At 58.6% G+C, this 15,909-nt stretch carries 15 protein-coding genes and 1 other RNA gene; 10 read left to right on the top strand and 6 right to left on the bottom strand.

Going from position 1 to position 15,909, the window contains the following annotated elements; genetic code table 11:
- Positions 1-19: 19 nt before the first annotated feature.
- The 3 genes from CCX46_RS03905 to CCX46_RS03895 are packed head-to-tail and all read right to left on the bottom strand — an operon-like array spanning position 20 to position 2,172.
- Complete coding sequence (locus CCX46_RS03905) at positions 20-334, bottom strand: RnfH family protein (protein WP_127925784.1); 315 nt, start codon at positions 332-334, stop codon at positions 20-22.
- Positions 327-761 (bottom strand): type II toxin-antitoxin system RatA family toxin, encoded by a 435-nt coding sequence (locus tag CCX46_RS03900; RefSeq protein WP_016986510.1) that lies wholly within the window; start codon positions 759-761, stop codon positions 327-329. The genes CCX46_RS03905 and CCX46_RS03900 overlap by 8 nt, the downstream gene beginning before the upstream one ends.
- Positions 762-768: 7 nt before the next feature.
- On the bottom strand, positions 769-2,172 hold the full coding sequence (locus CCX46_RS03895) for a sodium-dependent transporter (RefSeq protein WP_127925783.1): 1,404 nt from the start codon (positions 2,170-2,172) through the stop codon (positions 769-771).
- Positions 2,173-2,291: 119 nt separating this feature from the next.
- On the opposite strand from CCX46_RS03895, the gene smpB reads away from it, so the two are divergent.
- A complete protein-coding gene (gene smpB, locus CCX46_RS03890) occupies positions 2,292-2,774 on the top strand; it encodes an SsrA-binding protein SmpB (RefSeq protein ID WP_008088297.1) in 483 nt (160 codons plus the stop codon).
- Positions 2,775-2,893: 119 nt separating this feature from the next.
- Here the strand turns inward: smpB and CCX46_RS03885 are convergent, their stop codons facing one another.
- The gene (locus CCX46_RS03885) at positions 2,894-3,661 is read right to left on the bottom strand and encodes an FCD domain-containing protein (protein WP_127925782.1); all 768 of its coding nucleotides are present in this window, start codon (positions 3,659-3,661) and stop codon (positions 2,894-2,896) included.
- Positions 3,662-3,923: 262 nt separating this feature from the next.
- Here CCX46_RS03885 and CCX46_RS03880 point away from each other — a divergent pair, with 262 nt between their 5' ends.
- The 7 genes from CCX46_RS03880 to ssrA all read left to right on the top strand — a co-directional run bounded on the left by CCX46_RS03880 (position 3,924) and on the right by ssrA (position 12,427).
- Positions 3,924-5,618: a lactate permease LctP family transporter gene (locus CCX46_RS03880; protein WP_127925781.1), complete on the top strand. Its 1,695-nt coding sequence runs from the start codon at positions 3,924-3,926 to the stop codon at positions 5,616-5,618.
- Positions 5,619-5,779: 161 nt separating this feature from the next.
- On the top strand, positions 5,780-6,604 hold the full coding sequence (locus CCX46_RS03875) for a (Fe-S)-binding protein (RefSeq protein ID WP_127925780.1): 825 nt from the start codon (positions 5,780-5,782) through the stop codon (positions 6,602-6,604).
- Entirely contained in the window at positions 6,601-8,055 is a 1,455-nt protein-coding gene (locus CCX46_RS03870) for a LutB/LldF family L-lactate oxidation iron-sulfur protein (protein WP_127925779.1), read from the top strand. Before CCX46_RS03875 ends, CCX46_RS03870 begins: the two co-directional genes overlap by 4 nt.
- Positions 8,055-8,726 carry a LutC/YkgG family protein gene (locus CCX46_RS03865; protein ID WP_127925778.1) on the top strand — a complete coding sequence of 224 codons (672 nt, stop codon included), beginning with the start codon at positions 8,055-8,057 and terminating at the stop codon, positions 8,724-8,726. Before CCX46_RS03870 ends, CCX46_RS03865 begins: the two co-directional genes overlap by 1 nt.
- Positions 8,723-11,533: an FAD-binding and (Fe-S)-binding domain-containing protein gene (locus CCX46_RS03860; RefSeq protein WP_127925777.1), complete on the top strand. Its 2,811-nt coding sequence runs from the start codon at positions 8,723-8,725 to the stop codon at positions 11,531-11,533. The genes CCX46_RS03865 and CCX46_RS03860 overlap by 4 nt, the downstream gene beginning before the upstream one ends.
- Before the next feature lie 130 nt (positions 11,534-11,663).
- Entirely contained in the window at positions 11,664-11,942 is a 279-nt protein-coding gene (locus CCX46_RS03855) for a hypothetical protein (protein ID WP_127925776.1), read from the top strand.
- Positions 11,943-12,038: 96 nt separating this feature from the next.
- Positions 12,039-12,427, top strand: a transfer-messenger RNA (tmRNA) gene (gene ssrA, locus CCX46_RS03850).
- A gap of 178 nt (positions 12,428-12,605) precedes the next feature.
- On the opposite strand, the gene CCX46_RS03845 is transcribed toward ssrA, so the two are convergent.
- Both CCX46_RS03845 and CCX46_RS03840 read right to left on the bottom strand, forming a co-directional pair.
- Positions 12,606-13,232, bottom strand: coding sequence for a hypothetical protein (locus CCX46_RS03845; RefSeq protein ID WP_127925775.1), 627 nt, complete (start codon positions 13,230-13,232; stop codon positions 12,606-12,608).
- Between the two features lie 82 nt (positions 13,233-13,314).
- Positions 13,315-14,355 carry a DMT family transporter gene (locus CCX46_RS03840; RefSeq protein WP_127925774.1) on the bottom strand — a complete coding sequence of 347 codons (1,041 nt, stop codon included), beginning with the start codon at positions 14,353-14,355 and terminating at the stop codon, positions 13,315-13,317.
- A 314-nt stretch (positions 14,356-14,669) separates the two neighbouring features.
- On the opposite strand from CCX46_RS03840, the gene CCX46_RS03835 reads away from it, so the two are divergent.
- Both CCX46_RS03835 and rimJ read left to right on the top strand, forming a co-directional pair.
- Positions 14,670-15,041, top strand: a complete 372-nt coding sequence (locus tag CCX46_RS03835) for a DUF6124 family protein (RefSeq protein WP_127925773.1) — start codon at positions 14,670-14,672, stop codon at positions 15,039-15,041.
- Positions 15,042-15,302: 261 nt separating this feature from the next.
- Positions 15,303-15,890 carry a ribosomal protein S5-alanine N-acetyltransferase gene (gene rimJ, locus CCX46_RS03830; RefSeq protein ID WP_127925772.1) on the top strand — a complete coding sequence of 196 codons (588 nt, stop codon included), beginning with the start codon at positions 15,303-15,305 and terminating at the stop codon, positions 15,888-15,890.
- Positions 15,891-15,909 lie beyond the last annotated feature (19 nt).

Genomic DNA, 15,909 nt, shown 5'->3' with positions numbered 1-15,909 from the left:
ATTGTCTGCGATTTGGTTTTTACGCGTTTCGGGCCTTGGCTTCGGCAGCCTTGGCCGCACGCAACCGCCGTACCTCTTTCGGATCGGCCAGCAATGGACGGTAAATCTCGATGCGCTCCCCTGCCTGAATCAGCCGCGAATCCGGGTCAGTAACCACTTTGCCAAAAATGCCCAATGGACATTCCGCCAGATTCAGCTCAGGGAACTCGCGACCGATACCCGACGCAAGCACCGCAGCCCGCACCGTTGCGCCGTCATTTATGCTAACCGAGCGCAAAACCTGACGATCCACGGCCGCGTACACCACCTCTATCACGATCACCGGCTCAACCATGCATCTGCTTGGCGCGCTGGCAAAACGCGTCCACCAGCGTATTGGCGGCCTGATTGAACAGCGGCCCCAACGTCGCGCGCACCAGCGGCCCGGCATAGTCGAAAGACAGATCCAGACTGATCTTGCAGGCCTTCTCGTTCAACACCTTGAACACCCAGACGCCGTGCAACTGATTGAACGGCCCCTCTTCAAGGTTCATCTCGATCGACTGCCCTGGCACCAGCGTATTACGCGTCACAAAATGCTGACTGAGCCCACCCTTGGCCACGCCAACACTGGCGCGCATATGCTCCGGCGAGCTTTCCAGCACTTCCGCCGAGGAGCACCACGGCAGAAATTCCGGGTAACGCGCCACGTCGTTGACCAGGTCGTAGAGAAATTGCGCCGGGTACGGCAGCAATGCCGATCGTTGAATATGTGTCGTCATGTGAGCGTTACTTCCAGAGCTGAGCGGCAAACACTACAACAATGCCGATGGGCGCCACGTAGCGCATCAAAAACAAGGATAGGGCGAACAGTGCCGGGTTGCGGATCGACAACTCGTCGCGTACCGCTTCACGCCCCATCACCCATCCGGCGAACAATACAAAACACAGGCCACCGAGCGGCAACATGATCCGCGAGGTGAAGAAATCGATCACGCCAAAGAAGTCCAGACCGCTCTGCGCACCCCATTGGTAGAGGTGGAACATCCCGCCTTCGTTCACGAAAAATTTGGCTTCCTTCCAGATATTGAAGGAGAACACCGTGCCCAGACCGACGAACCAGCAGATGAACGCCAGCCAGAAAGTCACCCACGCGCGACTGACTTTCGTGCGCTCAACCAGATAGGCAACCATCGGTTCCAGAAGCGAAATCGCCGAACTCCAGGCCGCAATCGCCACCAGCACAAAGAACACCACGCCCATCAATTGACCAAAAGCCACATTACCAAAGGCAAATGGCAGGCTGACGAACATCAAGCCTGGTCCTTCGCTAGGGTTCAGCCCCCCGGCAAACACAATCGGGAACAAGGCCAGACCGGCGACCAGCGACACAAAGGTATCAAGCAGCGCCACGCCGACAACCGTGCCCGACAACGACGAACTCTTCGGCATGTAAGCGCCGTAGATCATGATCGAGCCGACACCGACGCTCAGCGAGAAAAACGCGTGGCCCATCGCTGGCAACAAGCCGTCGAGGACTTTTTCCGGGTGGAAGTCGAACATGAAATGCACGCCTTCCATGAAATGCCCGGTGGTCATGCTGTAACCCAGCAATACCAGGATCATCACGAACAGCAGCGGCATCATGATGCGCAAGCTGCGCTCAAGTCCGGCAACCACGCCTTTGGCGATCACATAGGCTGACAGCAGCATGAAAATCGTGTGCCAAAGTGTCAGGCGCCATGGATTGGAGATGACATTGCCGAAATAAGCGCCGACCTGATCGGCCGTGGCGCCCTGGAAATCACCGCGGCCCATGTCGACGATGTAGTCCAGCGACCAGCCGCCGACCACACTATAGAAAGACAGGATCAGCAAGGCCGTAATCATCCCGGCAAACGCTCCCCACGACCATTTGCCCGAGTGCCCGGCTTCCAGCGCCAGCACCTTCAAGGCGTTCGCCGGACTTTGCCGGGCGCGCCGGCCGATCAGGGTTTCAGCGAGCATGACCGGGATGCCGATCAGCGCGATGCACGCCAGAAACATCAGTACAAAAGCACCGCCGCCGTAGACCCCGACCATGTAGGGGAACTTCCAGATACTACCCAGTCCCACGGCCGAACCGGTCGCGGCGAGTATGAATACCCAGCGGCTAGCCCAACTGCCGTGGACAGAAACCTTGTCTGTCGACATCGTTTATCACGCCCAAGCGTTAGAAAAAGAGGCCGCATTGTCCGGGATTCACTCAACCTGCTCAAGCACGCAGCATCACCGTAGCCGACAGCCGTTTATCTCCATATAATGCCGCCCCTATGGCTAAACAGAAGAAACACCCAACAGGGACCATCGCGCAGAACAAAAAGGCGCGACACGATTACTTCATCGAGCACAAGTTCGAGGCTGGTCTGGTCCTGGCCGGCTGGGAAGTAAAAAGTCTGCGGGCAAGCAAGCTACAGCTGGTCGACAGCTATGTCCTGCTCAAGGATGGCGAAGCATGGTTGCTCGGCAGCCACATCACGCCTCTGATGACCGCAAGCACCCATGTCATCGCTGACCCGGTGCGCACACGCAAATTGCTGCTCAACCGCCGCGAGCTGGAAAAGCTTGCCGCGATGGTGCAGCAAAAGGGTTACGCCTGCGTCTGCCTGTCCTGGTACTGGAGCAAGCACATGGTCAAGTGCGAAATTGCTCTGGGCAAGGGCAAGAAGGAATACGACAAGCGTGACACCGAGCGCGAACGCGATGCCGGTCGTGAGCTGCAGCGTGCCGTGCGCAACAAGGGCAAGGAAGATTAATTTCTTCTGCCTTTAAAGTGTATTCGCGAGCAGGCTCGCTCCCACATTTGGAGTGCATTTCAATGTGGGAGCGAGCCTGCTCGCGAAAGCTATTGCAGCATCAACACAAAAACAACTGATCACATCCCCTTGCGCCGCTCCGCCCGGGCCATGCGCTGAACCTCCTGCCGCACCTCTTCCAGCACTTCCTGCACATACAAAATGTGTCGACTGGAGACTTCCCGCGCCTGCTCCGCGCGCCCTTCAATAATCGCCCGATACAATTCCCGGTGCTGGGTGATCAGCATGTCGCGGGTTTCCGTGCGCTGCTTGTACATGCCGCCGATGTTGGTGACGACGTTGCGCTTAAGCAGATCGAACAGCCCGCGAATGGTGTGCAGCAACACTGCGTTATGGCTGGCTTCAGCAATCGCCAGATGAAATTTCGCATCCGCTGCGCCCTCCTCCGCCCGGCTTACTTCATCGTGGCGCGAATAGCAGTCCTGGAGCTCTTCGAACGCTGCAGTCAACCGCTCGCGATCCACATCCGTAGCGCGCAATGCTGCGTAATAGGCGCACGATGCCTCCAGAGTGTGGCGAAATTCCAGTAGATCGCGCTGCGCCTCGGGATTGCTTTCGAGCAATTGCAGCAGCGGATCACTGAACGTTGAGCCCAGGCTCTCGACCACATAATTGCCGCCACCTTGGCGACTGACCAGCAGCCCTTTCGCCGCCAGTTTCTGAATCGCTTCACGCAGCGACGGCCGTGATACGCCAAATTGTTCGGCCAGCGTGCGCTCCGCCGGCAACCGCTCACCGGACTTCAGCGTGCCCTCAAGGATCATCCCCTCGAGTCGCTCGACAATATCGTCAGACAAACGGCGCTGCCGAATCTGATCAAACCCCATAACTCATTTCTCCACGATCCCGACCGCTCGCCGGGCTCTCTATTCTGGCCTATCGGCGCCTTGCCGACACCTACCAGACGCCACTTGCCGAAACCGGATCAGATGCGATCTGCACCGCTTGTTCGACAAAAGTTTCAGGGCGACAAATTGACACACCGACATCAAGGCTTTTACCCTAGCCAACAGCGATTGTAAATTGGTCTTACCAATTATCCAAGAACGCTGACAGTGCCTGACCAACAACAATTAGGGGCCACCCCATATGCAAACCTGGCAACAGCTCTACAGCCCGCTCGGCAGTCTCGGCGTGTCCGCACTCGCGGCCGTCATCCCCATCGTGTTCTTTTTCCTCGCGCTGGCGGTGTTCCGCCTCAAAGGCCATGTGGCCGGGAGCATCACCCTCGCACTGTCGATTGCCGTGGCGATCTTCGCGTTCCAGATGCCGGTCGATATGGCCTTCGCCGCCGCCGGGTATGGCTTCGCCTACGGTCTGTGGCCGATTGCCTGGATCATTGTCGCGGCGGTGTTCCTCTACAAACTGACGGTGAAAAGTGGTCAGTTCGAGGTCATTCGCAGTTCGGTGTTATCGATTACTGACGACCAGCGCCTGCAAGTGCTGCTGATCGGTTTCTGCTTCGGTGCTTTCCTGGAAGGTGCCGCCGGTTTCGGTGCGCCGGTGGCGATTACTGCCGCACTTCTGGTCGGACTGGGCTTCAACCCGCTGTACGCCGCCGGCCTGTGCCTGATCGCCAACACCGCACCGGTTGCGTTTGGCGCATTGGGGATTCCGATCATTGTTGCCGGCCAAGTCACCGGCATCGACGCGTTCAAGATCGGCGCCATGACCGGTCGCCAACTGCCGCTGCTGTCGTTGTTCGTGCCGTTCTGGCTGGTGTTCATGATGGACGGCCTGCGCGGCGTGCGTGAAACCTGGCCGGCTGCACTGGTTGCAGGCTTGAGCTTCGCCGTCACCCAATACTTCACTTCCAACTTCATCGGCCCGGAGCTGCCAGACATCACCTCGGCCTTGGCCAGCCTGATTTCCCTGACCCTGTTCCTGAAAGTCTGGCAGCCAAAACGCGCCGCCGGCCAACACATCGCCGGTGCCGTTTCCGCCTCGGTGGTGACCGCCAGCGTCGGCGGTTTCGGTCAAAAGCGCAGCACCGTGGCTTCGCCTTACAGCCTCGGGGAAATTTTCAAAGCGTGGTCGCCGTTCCTGATCCTCACCGTGCTGGTAACGATCTGGACGCTGAAGCCTTTCAAAGCGATGTTCGCCGCTGGCGGTTCGATGCACAGCTGGGTGTTCAACTTCGCGATTCCGCACCTTGATCAACTGGTGATCAAGACCGCACCGATTGTGGCCGCTCCAACAGCAATCCCTGCGGTGTTCAAACTCGACCCGATTTCCGCGACCGGCACGGCGATTTTCTTCTCCGCGCTGATCTCGATGCTGGTGCTGAAGATCAATTTCAAAACTGGTCTGACCACTTTGAAAGAGACCTTCTATGAACTGCGCTGGCCAATCCTGTCGATCGGTATGGTGCTGGCCTTCGCCTTCGTCACCAACTACTCCGGCATGTCTTCGACCATGGCGCTGGTATTGGCCGGAACCGGCGCGGCATTCCCGTTCTTCTCGCCGTTCCTCGGCTGGCTCGGCGTGTTCCTCACTGGTTCGGATACTTCGTCCAACGCGCTGTTCAGTTCGCTGCAGGCGACCACTGCGCACCAGATCGGCGTCAATGACACCCTGCTAGTGGCAGCCAATACCAGCGGCGGCGTGACCGGCAAGATGATCTCGCCACAATCGATCGCAGTGGCCTGCGCCGCGACCGGCCTGGTGGGCAAGGAATCGGATCTGTTCCGCTTCACCCTCAAGCACAGCCTATTCTTTGCAACGATTGTCGGTCTGATCACCCTGGCTCAGGCCTACTGGTTCACCGGCATGCTCGTGCACTAAACCTACAAGACGCTTACAAGAAGCATGGAAAAAACCGACGCCGGTCCGTGATGCCGGCGTCAGCAATTCACAACCCGGTCTGTAAGGCTGCTGAAAGCAACGCTCTCTATATTCAGCAGCCGCCACAGACGGATAACCGGGCCCACCCGGAGACACGCCTGATGAGCGAGCTTTTTTACAACGCCGTGCCGAACGCGACCCGTGTGGCCCCGCCACTGCCCGAACCTCGGCAATACCCCAGCGAGAAACCGGCGCGGGTCTATCTGTTCGGCACGTGCGTGGTCGATCTGTTCTACCCCGAAGCCGGGATGGACGCGATCCACTTGCTGGAGCGCGAAGGGATCCGGGTCGAGTACCCGCAAGGGCAGAGTTGCTGCGGCCAACCGGCCTACACCTCGGGTTACACCGAGCAGGCGCGGACGGTAGCGCGCTCGCAACTGGCGCTGTTTGCCGGGGATTATCCGGTGGTGGTGCCGTCGGGTTCCTGCGCCGGCATGCTACGCGAGCATTACGCCGACTTGTTCAAGGACGAGCCGGAGACGTTGAAACAGGTTCAGGCCCTCGCGGCCCGCACCTATGAACTGGCCGAGTTTCTGCTGTTCGTCTGCAAGGTGCAGCTCAAGGACAGCGGCGAGCCGGTCAAAGTCGCGCTGCACACTTCGTGTTCGGCACGTCGCGAAATGAACACCCACCTGCACGGCCGCGAGTTGTTGGCGCAGTTGAGCAACGTGGAACGGGTCAACCATGACCACGAAAGCGAATGCTGTGGCTTCGGTGGAACATTCAGCGTCCGTATGCCAGACATTTCCGGCGCGATGGTGGCTGACAAGACCAAAGCACTGAAGGATTCCGGCGCGCATGAGGTGTTGAGTGCCGATTGTGGCTGTTTGATGAACATCAACGGCGCATTGGAGAAACAAAAAGAAGCGCTGCGCGGGCAACATCTCGCCAGCTTCTTGTGGCAACGAACCGGGGGTGCGCAATGAGCACTTCCGCGATTATTCCTACGGTCGCCGTAGAAGAAGATTTCCGCACCCGGGCACACAATGCCTTGGGTGATCAGCAGCTACGGAACAACTTCCGCACTGCGATGGACTCACTGATGGCCAAGCGGGCAGCCGCTTTCAGTGATGCCCATGAAAGAGAACATTTGCGCGCACTGGGCAATTCGATCAAAGCCCGCGCGCTCTCCAAGTTGCCCGACCTGCTCGAGCAACTGGAACAGAACCTGACCCGCAACGGTGTGACAGTGCACTGGGCGGAAACGGTGGACGAGGCCAATGGCATCGTCTTATCGATCATCCGCGCTCACGAGGCGCGGCAAGTGATCAAGGGCAAATCGATGGTCAGCGAAGAGATGGAGATGAACCATTTCCTCGAGGCTCGGGACATTGAATGTCTGGAGTCCGACATGGGGGAATACATCGTCCAGCTCGACCACGAGAAGCCTTCACACATCATTATGCCGGCGATCCACAAGAATGCCGGTCAGGTCGCGTCCTTGTTCCACGACAAACTTGGCGTGGAATACACCAAGGACGTTGACCAACTCATTCAGATCGGTCGCAGAGTCCTGCGGCAGAAATTCTTCGAAGCGGACATCGGCGTCTCCGGTGTCAACTTCGCCGTCGCCGAAACCGGCACCCTGCTGCTGGTGGAAAACGAAGGCAACGGGCGCATGACCACCACCGTGCCGCCGGTGCACATCGCCGTCACCGGCATCGAAAAAGTCGTGGAAAACCTGCGTGACGTGGTGCCGCTGCTGTCACTGCTGACCCGCTCGGCGCTGGGCATTCCGATCACCACTTACGTCAACATGATCTCCAGCCCGCGCAAGGAGCACGAACTCGACGGCCCACAGGAAGTGCATCTGGTGCTGCTCGACAACGGTCGCAGCCAGGCTTTCGCCGACAGTGAATTGCGCCAGACCCTGAATTGCATCCGCTGCGGCGCTTGCATGAACCATTGCCCGGTTTATACCCGCGTCGGCGGCCACACCTATGGCGAGGTGTATCCGGGGCCAATCGGCAAAATCATCACCCCGCACATGGTCGGTCTGGCCAAGGTTCCGGATCACCCGAGCGCGTCATCGCTGTGCGGTGCCTGCGGTGAAGTCTGCCCGGTAAAAATTCCGATTCCGGCGATCCTGCGACGCCTGCGCGAAGAGAACGTCAAAGCCCCGGACAGCCCGAATCAAGTGATGCGCGGTCAGGGCAGCAAGTATTCGCGCAAGGAACGCTTTATCTGGAACGCCTGGGCCAGGCTCAACAGTTCGCCAATCTTGTATCGATTGTTCGGTTTCTTCGCCACGCGCCTGCGTGCACTGACCCCGAGTAACGTCGGCCCGTGGACGCAAAACCACAGCGCGCCGAAACCCGCCGCGCGCTCACTGCACGACATGGCCCGTGAGCATCTGGCCAAACAGGGAGACCGCTGATGAGCGCCAAGCAAAATATCCTCGGCAAGCTGCGGAAAAGTCTGACCGGCACCACGCCGATTGCCGACAACTTCGATGTCGATCTGGTGACGCAGCCTTACACCTACACTGCCGAACAGCGCATTCCGCAACTGCGCAAATTGATGGAAGCGGTGCACACCGAAACCCACCTGACCTCGGACGCAGAATGGCCGGCGCTGCTTGCGCAATTGCTGCGTGATCGCCAGTTGCCGAGCCTGTTGATCGCGCCGACGACAGCGCACGGGCAACGCATCACACAGCATTGGGCGAACAATCCTGATCTGCCAGCGCTGAAGTCCTACGACCGGCCGATGGAAGAGTGGAAAGCCGAGTTGTTCAACGACACCCCGGCCAGTCTCACCGGCACACTCGGTGCGATCGCAGCCACTGGCAGCCTGATTCTCTGGCCAACCCGTGAAGAACCACGGCTGATGAGCCTGGTGCCACCAGTGCATTTCGCCCTGCTCAAGGCCAGCGAAATCCGCGACAACTTCTATCAAGTGCAACAGGAATTCGAATGGGCGCAAGGCATGCCGACCAACGCGTTGCTGGTGTCCGGCCCTTCGAAAACCGCTGACATCGAGCAAGTACTGGCTTACGGCGCCCACGGCCCGAAAGACCTGGTGGTTCTGATCCTGGAGGACCAATGACGCTTCCAGCGAATTTCCTGCGTGATGCGCAACAACTGATTCCGGCCGAGCGCCGCTTTGATGATCCTTTATCGACTCTGGCCTTCGGCACCGATGCCAGTTTTTATCGGCTGATTCCGCAACTGGTGATTCGCGTCGAATCCGAAGATGAAGTTGTGGCGCTGTTGAAACTGGCTCAGCGTGACCACGTTCCGGTGACGTTCCGCGCGGCCGGCACCAGCCTCTCCGGCCAGGCGATCAGCGATTCCGTTTTGATCGTGCTTGGGGATAACTGGAACGCGCGCGAGATTCGTGGCCAAGGCACGCAAATCCGCCTGCAACCGGGAGTGATCGGCGCACAGGCCAACGCGTGGCTGGCACCGTTCGGGCGCAAGATCGGCCCGGATCCGGCGTCGATCAACGCCTGCAAGATCGGCGGGATCGTCGCCAACAACGCCAGCGGCATGTGCTGCGGCACCGCGCAAAACACCTACCACACGCTGGCCGGGATTCGCCTGGTGCTGGCCGATGGCACACGTCTGGATACCGAAGACGCTGCAAGTGTCGCGGCATTCCGCGTAAGCCACGGCGATCTACTTGAGCGCTTGGCGACATTGGGTCGCGAGACTCGCGCCAACGCCGAACTCGCTGCACGAATCCGCCACAAATACCGTCTGAAAAATACCACTGGCCTGTCACTCAACGCCTTGGTGGATTTCGATGAGCCTGTGGATATCTTGAGCCACTTGCTGGTCGGTTCCGAAGGCACCCTCGGCTTCATCAGCGCGGTGACTTACGACACCGTGATCGATCACCCGAACAAGGCCTCGGCGCTGATCGTGTTCCCGGATGTGGAGACCTGCTGCAACGCGGTCACCGTGCTGAAAAGCCAACCGGTGTCCGCCGTGGAACTGTTGGATCGTCGCAGTCTGCGTTCGGTTCAGTACAAACCGGGCATGCCCGCTTTCGTACAACAGCTGTCGAACAATGCCTGCGCACTGCTGATCGAATCCCGCGCTGCCTCTTCCACTTTGCTGCAGGAACAACTGGCGCAGATCATGGCGTCGCTCAGTGGTTTCCCGGTGGAAAAGCAGGTCGACTTCACCGAAGACCCTGCCGAAAACGCCAAGCTATGGGCGATCCGCAAGGACACCTTCCCCGCCGTCGGCGCGGTGCGCAAAACCGGCACCACGGTGATCATCGAAGATGTGACTTTCCCGGTCGAACAACTGGCCATCGGCGTCAATCGCTTGATCGAGTTGTTCGACAAACATGCCTACGACGAAGCGATCCTTTTCGGACACGCGCTGGAAGGCAATCTGCACTTCGTCTTCACCCAAGGCTTCAACAACCCGGAAGAAGTCGCACGCTATCAAGCGTTCATGGACGACGTCGCGCAATTGGTGGCGGTGGAGTTCGGCGGCTCGTTGAAGGCTGAACATGGCACCGGGCGTAACATGGCGCCATTCGTGGAACTGGAATGGGGCAGCGACGCCTATCAGTTGATGTGGCAGCTCAAACGCCTGCTCGACCCTAACGGCATTCTCAACCCGGACGTGGTGCTCAGCGAGGATCCACAGATCCACCTCAAGCATCTGAAACCGCTGCCGGCGGCGGATGAGATTGTGGATAAGTGCATCGAGTGCGGTTTCTGCGAGCCGGTCTGCCCATCGAAAGGACTGACCCTGAGCCCGCGCCAGCGCATCGTGATCTGGCGCGATATTCAGGCGAAAAAACGAGCCGGCGTCGACACCACCGAACTGGAAAAAGCCTACGAGTACCAAGGCATCGAAACCTGCGCCGCCACTGGTCTGTGCGCGCAACGTTGCCCTGTAGGCATCAATACCGGTGAGCTGGTGAAAAAACTCCGAGCCCGGCACGCGACGCATCAGAAAACCGCTGACTGGATCGAAGGAAATTTCGCCAAGACCCTGCAAGGCGCACGCTTCACCCTGCACGTGGCCAACGGTGCGCGGATGCTGCTCGGGGCGCCGCGTCTGGCGAAACTTTCGGCAACGATTACACGGCTGTCCAAAGGTCAGGTGCCGCTGTGGACGAATGCGATGCCGCAACCGGAGAAAGCCATCCGCTTCAGCCCGAGCGCGTCAGATGAACGCCCGCGCGTGGTCTATCTGGCTGCTTGCGTGTCACGAGTCATGGGCCCGGCGGCAGGTGACAAAGAGCAGATGTCGCTGTACGACAAAACCCGTGGGCTGCTGGAAAAGGCCGGCTACCAAGTGGTCTTCCCGGACAATCAGGACAACCTATGCTGCGGTCAGCCCTTTGCCTCGAAAGGCTACGCCGAACAAGCCGAACACAAGCGTCAGGAGTTGATCAGTGCATTGCTCCACGCCAGTCGCGGCGGTCTCGATCCGATTTACTGCGACACCAGTCCGTGCACGTTGCGACTGGTTCAGGACGTAGGAGAAACCCGTCTGGATCTGTACGACCCGGTGCGATTCATCCGTACGCATCTTCTTGATCGACTGGACTTCACCGTGCAAGACGCACCGATTGCGGTGCACGTGACGTGCAGCACGCAACATCTGGGCGAAAGCCAGGCGTTGATCGATCTGGCGCGCAAATGCAGCAAGAACGTGGTGATCCCGGAAGGCATTCACTGCTGCGGGTTTGCCGGCGACAAAGGCTTCACCACGCCGGAGCTGAACAGCCACTCGCTGCGCACGCTCAAGGATACGGTGCAGCATTGCAGCGAGGGGATTTCCACCAGCCGCACCTGCGAGATCGGTCTGACGCAACATGGCGGGATTGACTACCACGGACTGGTCTATCTGGTGGATCGAGTGACCCGGGCGAAGGCCTGCTGAAGAAAAATAGAACCCTTGAGTTCGACTGTAGTCCACAGATTAACCCCGACTGATCGGGGTTTTTCTTCCATACGGTTGCCCGTCCTGACGGCCAGCGAAGTCTGGACCCACTCGGTTCAAGGAGATACACATGAAACGTTCTGTACTGTTAGGTCTGTTCGTTACTGCATCGATGATGGCGTCCACTTCGTTTGCTGCTGACAAGCCTGACGACCTGTGTGAAGTCAATATTCAGACCATCAACAATGCCAAGGGCCAGCTGTCAGCGAACCCGGAACTGAGTCAGCGTGCTAACGCCAGTGTGAGCAAGGCCGAGGCGCTCAAGGCTCAAGGCAAATTCGACGATTGCATTGCGGAAACCTCGCAAACCATCGTGGAACTGCGCAAATCCACCGGTACCAACAACTGATCAGCGTCCCGGCCAACCTTCGGGTTGGCCTCGCGGGCCGATTGGCGTACACTGCGCAGGCTTGTTGCTCAAACAGATGTACTGAGCAATGAGTTCGGGGCCGTTTAGGATTCGACGCCGGTTGCGAAACTTTAGGTGCATGCCGACTTGGTAACAGAAGTCGTAAATCCACTGTTGCAACTACTTATAGTTGCCAATGACGACCAATACGGTGTTGCTCTCGCTGCTTAATTGCAGCTGACAATGCTCCTGGTACCTTCGGGTCCAGCAATCATCAGGGGATGTCTGTAAACCCAAAATGATTGTCATATAGAACAGAATCGCCGTGCAGTACGTTGTGGACGAAGCGGCTAAAACTTACACAACTCGCCCAAAGCACCCTGCCCTTCGGGTCGCTGAGGGTTAACTTAATAGAAACGGCTACGCATGTAGTACCGACAGCGGAGTACTGGCGGACGGGGGTTCAAATCCCCCCGGCTCCACCAACTCTCAACAACAAGGCCCGCCAAGTGCGGGCTTTGTTGCATCTGGACATCAGCCAAACCGGGGATCCACGACCGCAGCCTGCAATCGTTCAGGCTCGATAACCCCGGCGATGCTCCGCCAACCTACAAAAAAGGACGACACAATGTCGTCCTTTTTCCTACCTGCACTCATGCTCCATCAATGAGCAACACTAACCAAATCCGGACGACTGGACTTAAGCATCGCCTCATTAACCTTGCCCTGAATCGAGCAAGTAAACATCCCCTTACTCCCAGCACTCAGCTCTTCCGGAGCCGGTTCGATCAAGAACACCCGCTCAGCACTGTCGACCACCAGCTTACCGGCAGTGGCGGCAGGATCTTCCGGCTGCCAGCTGGATTTGCCATGGGACCAGATTTCCGCGCGTGCGTAGAGTCCCTGCGACATCTCCAGGCGTGGCCCGCCCGCTTTTTCCAGTTGAGTGTGGAGTTCATTCGGCGTCTGCTTGGCGTAGAAGCCCCAACTGATGATGCGCGTGCCCATCAGATCCATGTCTTCGGCGTAGAAGCCGGTCAACGACATGCCATCAATCTCGACCGGTTTGGCAAACATCCAGCGCTGCCCCATGTCGCTCTTGGTGCCGCCGGACAATTTTATCTGGCCATTTTCGACAGAGTTCGGCACCAGATCCTTGATCAATGGTGATTGCACAACGGCCAGTGAGTGATCGTCACAAGCGGCAAATGACGCCACTGGTGAGGGTGCAGCGGCAACGCTGACAGTCGAAAAGAGGGTCACAAGGGGCAGCAGGAAAAAGGGTTTCATGGAATGACTCGAATGAAAGACTGAAGAAACTGGCAAAAAATGATATCACAGTGATATCAATTGACAGACTTTCGACATTCAATCAGTGCTCATGCCGGTGATGAATATCCGGAAAATGTGCATGCCGGTGACGCATCGGCGTATGCACATGCGGATGGCTGTGCGGCTCCGTTCCATCCCAGTCAAACCCGTGCGTATGCTGGTGATGCTCGTCGTGTGTGTGGCGATGATCATGCTCGAGCCGTTCGTGCTGATGCTCATGAATATGGTTCTCCATCAAGTGAATCCATACCCCCACGGCCATTAACGCCGCAGCGAGCAGGAACATCAGCGACACCGACTCGCCCAGCAGCAGAATCGAGATAGCTGCGCCCAGAAACGGCGCGGTGGAAAAGTACGCGCCGGTGCGTGCACTGCCCAGCCCACGCAGGGCGAGGACGAACATCACCAGGCTGACCCCGTAACCGAGAAACCCGACCAGCAGGATGGGCACCAGCGAGGCGGTTGCGGGCAGTTGTTTGCCGATTAACAAGGCCAGGCCGCAGTTGACCACTCCCGCCACAAGACCTTTGCTGCCCGCGATAAACAGTGCATCCGAGGCAGAGACCTTACGCGTCAGGTTGTTATCGATGGCCCAGCAAAAGCAGGCGAAGGCGACGGCCAGCGGCCCTGTCCAGTCTTGCGCCGACACGGCCTCTTGCGGCCAGGACAACACGACACCGCCAGCCACGATGGCGAGCATGCCGATCACGATTCGCCGATCGGCGTTTTCCTTGAACACTATCCACGCCAGCAGCGCCGTGAGCACTGATTCCAGATTGAGCATCAGTGACGCGCTCGCGCCGGACGTTCGGGTCAAACCGAACATCAACGCCACCGGTGCCAGCACGCCGCCGAAGCCGATGGCTCCGACCAGCCACGGCCATTCGCCGGTGCCGAGTCCGGAACGTTGCCAGCCTCGATCGCGGGCGAAACGCAGGACGGTCAAACCCAGACCGCTGCCCAGATAGAGCAACCCGGCCAATAGAATCGGTGAAATCTGTACGCCTAGGAGCTTGGCGAGTGGCGTACTGGCGCCAAACAATGCTGCCGCAACCAAAGCGTAGAGGATGCTCACATTCATGACGGGATCACTCGCTCGGGCCGATGAAATACCGGTGACAATCATGGCAGAACTCAGGTGAGAATTATGTGAACCGTTCCGCCCGCTGACTACATGCTTGAGATGGCTTTCCGTGATCATCGCGACTGCCGTTTGGTTTTATCGGCACGCCCTCCTTCCCACACCGAACGTCCTAGGAAAATTCCCGCAACACGCGTCGACTTTGATGAACTGGTGGACAGTTCCTCAGGGCGTTACGCTCCACGACCACTGCCATCCAACGGACGGTTTGGCAGCCGCAATTGCAGTGAATGTTCACTCCACGGAGCTACGTCATGAAAAAGACCCCACAACTTTCGCTGGTTGGCTCGGCACCTTCCGACGCGCCCGCTTCCAGCACCCAAACTCAGTCGAATACCACCGCACGCACCGAGGCGACCCGTCGGCGGCGTAATGTTCCTCTCAATCAGCTCATCAGGGTGCGCGACGATGTCGACACACTGACGCTGCTTACCCACGCCAGCGAGATCCTCGACTCCCTCGTCGCCATCAGCGCAAACCTTGCCGATGAGTTCGACGGCTCCAAACGCCATGTGGCGGTGGCAATGAAGCAACTGAGCGCACTGGCCGAGATCCTGGTCTGCCGGGCGCGGGACAATCTTGACCCGCAGGGACCGCAAACCTGCGGGCCTGAAACCCGCCATTGACGGGTGAAACCTGTACGAGTCGCCCCGTCGCTCGGGTGAGCATCGGACAACGCCGAGCCGCCCATCGAGATGAATTTTTCTTCACTGCAGCTACGCGGCCAAGCCTTGTACAGTCCGCTCGCTCATTCAAGAAACTACGGTTCGCCCGCGCTCCTGCGGGCTTTTTTTTGCCTCGGATTTACCGCTCCAACCTGCGAGGGCTTGCTCTCCCACAGGCGAGTGCGCCAACCTGCCGGAAGATCCCCCACTCCGGAGCATCCGATGCCGCTGTTGACCCTGCCCTGCCAACGCCTGACGCTCGCGATACTGGCTCCGGACCAGGCCGAACTTGAAAGCGAGTTCTACCGACGCAACCAACGCCACCTCGCGCCATGGTCGCCTATCCGCACCACCGAATATTTTTCCACCGAGCAGATTCGCCGGCGCCTTGAAATACAGGCCAGCGCCTTCGAGGCCGGGCTGGCCATGCACTTCGCGCTGTTGACCCCGGATGGCCAGCAAATGATCGGCGCCTGCAACTTCAGCGGCATTATTCGCGGGGCCTTTCAGGCGTGTTATCTGGGTTATCACATTGATGAAGCCCAACAGGGACAGGGCTTGATGCACGAAGCGCTGAAGGCTGGCATCGACTACATGTTCGATATCCAGAACCTGCACCGGATCATGGCCAACTACATTCCCGGCAACGAGCGCAGTGAGCGCTTGCTTGAGCGGTTGGGCTTCGAACGCGAGGGTTACGCCAAGGCGTATCTGAACATTGCCGGGCGCTGGCAGGACCACGTGCTGACGGCGCTGGTCAATTCGAGGTTCGAAACACCAGAAAAGCGCTGGTCGAAACCTTTGGCGTGAGTTTCACAATTCGTTAAGG

Origin of the sequence: Pseudomonas sp. RU47, from assembly GCF_004011755.1 — a bacterium.
Classification (GTDB): Bacteria; Pseudomonadota; Gammaproteobacteria; order Pseudomonadales; family Pseudomonadaceae; genus Aquipseudomonas.
This window is presented reverse-complemented; position numbering and strand designations above follow the sequence as displayed.